Annotated in this window: 4 protein-coding genes; all 4 read left to right on the top strand. The window is 40.2% G+C overall.

Annotated elements, in window-relative coordinates:
• Window positions 1–15 precede the first annotated feature (15 nt).
• Window positions 16–231: a DUF6011 domain-containing protein gene (locus NG798_RS28335; RefSeq protein WP_375339010.1), complete on the top strand. Its 216-nt coding sequence runs from the start codon at window positions 16–18 to the stop codon at window positions 229–231.
• A 244-nt stretch (window positions 232–475) separates the two neighbouring features.
• Window positions 476–898: a hypothetical protein gene (locus tag NG798_RS27630; RefSeq protein ID WP_261226930.1), complete on the top strand. Its 423-nt coding sequence runs from the start codon at window positions 476–478 to the stop codon at window positions 896–898.
• Window positions 899–905: 7 nt separating this feature from the next.
• On the top strand, window positions 906–1,184 hold the full coding sequence (locus NG798_RS27625) for a Rho termination factor N-terminal domain-containing protein (RefSeq protein WP_261226929.1): 279 nt from the start codon (window positions 906–908) through the stop codon (window positions 1,182–1,184).
• The coding region (locus tag NG798_RS27620; RefSeq protein WP_261226928.1) for a hypothetical protein at window positions 1,175–1,593 on the top strand (419 nt) is incomplete at its 3' end. The genes NG798_RS27625 and NG798_RS27620, both read left to right, overlap by 10 nt.

Raw genomic sequence — 1,593 nt, 5'->3', positions numbered from 1 at the left:
GGGTTCCTAGGAACAATTGATAAAGCCGGCACATTCCGCCCAGCAAAAGGATGTCCCGCATGGGTCGTACCGGCCCTAAAAAAGTTTGCTCAAAACCCACACCATACCGCACAAGAATACGGTGCTCTGACAGGCCGCTGCTGCTTCTGTTACCAACGATTAAGCACTGAAACTTCCTTATCTCTGGGTTACGGGCCCATCTGCGCTCGTAACTACGGACTGTTGAAATAACTCCAACTACTGCCGGTGGAGACAACTTTTCCATCCGTCTCCACCTAATCCTGTAAACAAAACCTGAACATATTATGAGCAAGAATTCAAAAGTCCCGGTTTTTGTCAAACAACTTGGTTCCCACCCAATCTATCAAGCCGGCCCGATTTTGCTGAAGCATCCAAAGGGTGGCGAGGGGATGAACTGCTCAGTTCCGTGTCCGTGAATTTCTCATTATTTAAAAGTTAACCTCACCAAATCAATATGAACAGAACTCAACCTACAATCGTTCAAACCACTGAAGGATTAATCAATTTGGCATCTGTAATTATGGTGGCAAGGAATTTCAAAAATAATATTAAGTTATTCTCCGACACCAATGATGAAACAACCCATATCGAATTAGATAGCTACTTAGACTCAGACTTTATCGAAAAACTGGAACACTATGCAATTTATGAAAAGCAAGATATTGAGGGAAAAATTTTTGTCCGACTTTTGCAGTGTCGGTTTTATTTTAATTTATGGAAAATAAAACGAGCGACTTTTTCTTTACATTCTGAAGAAGAACAATTAACGATATATTTTAATCCGGCGGGATTCTTAATTCTCAAAAACGAAGAAGCTAAACGTTTTCGAGAATTACTGCCAATGCTCCCAATTAAGATTGAATTGCAAGGAAACTAACAAATTAATGACAACGCAATTTCAAAAAATGACCGTCAAAGAACTAATTGCCTTATGTCGGGAAAACAACATCACCGGCTACTCTAACTCCCTTTGCAAAGGAAAAAGCGAACTCGTCGCTTTCATCCATGAAAAATATGTTGAGTCAGAGGCGGCTAATGCTTTTGTAGAGGAATGGGTCAAAGCGTACCCTTGGTGTTTCGATAGTGAGGTTGGTGATGTTGAGCGGCAGGTTAGTAAAGTTACTGCGTTGAAACGCGATGACGCAGAAGGGAGATGGACGTAATACGCTTGCAGTTTCGCAAGTCTATTAAGTGGAAAAGTAAATTAAATTTAATTAGGAAACCGTCAATGCCATCAGATAGAAAGCTAAAATGGAAAAACGAGGAAATTATCACCAGCCTCACAGATTCAGAAGCAGCAAAAATTGTTGAATCTAAAGTTGACTCTGAGTTTGCTAAAGGCTTGGTTAGCAAATTCAAAAGCCAATCTTTAAGTACCGGCCAATTATTCTGGCTTCATAAATTAGCATTAGAAACCAGCCAACAAAAAGCTGAGATTGGCCCAGTATTTCAAGTTGTGGCTGCCATGTTGGAAAAAGCTTCAACCAAGCTTCAGAAACCAAGGATTAGAATTCTGGCAGAAGAACAACAAGAGATTAAACTTTATCCTGCTGATTCTGATTCCAAATATGC

It is taken from the genome of Ancylothrix sp. D3o (assembly GCF_025370775.1).
GTDB lineage: Bacteria > Cyanobacteriota > Cyanobacteriia > Cyanobacteriales > Oscillatoriaceae > Ancylothrix.
This window is presented reverse-complemented; position numbering and strand designations above follow the sequence as displayed.

Coding starts and splice junctions, on each gene's coding strand:
- NG798_RS27630 (WP_261226930.1), top strand. CDS start 476: ATGAACAGAACTCAACCTACAATCGTTCAAACCACTGAAGGATTAATC.
- NG798_RS27625 (WP_261226929.1), top strand. CDS start 906: ATGACAACGCAATTTCAAAAAATGACCGTCAAAGAACTAATTGCCTTA.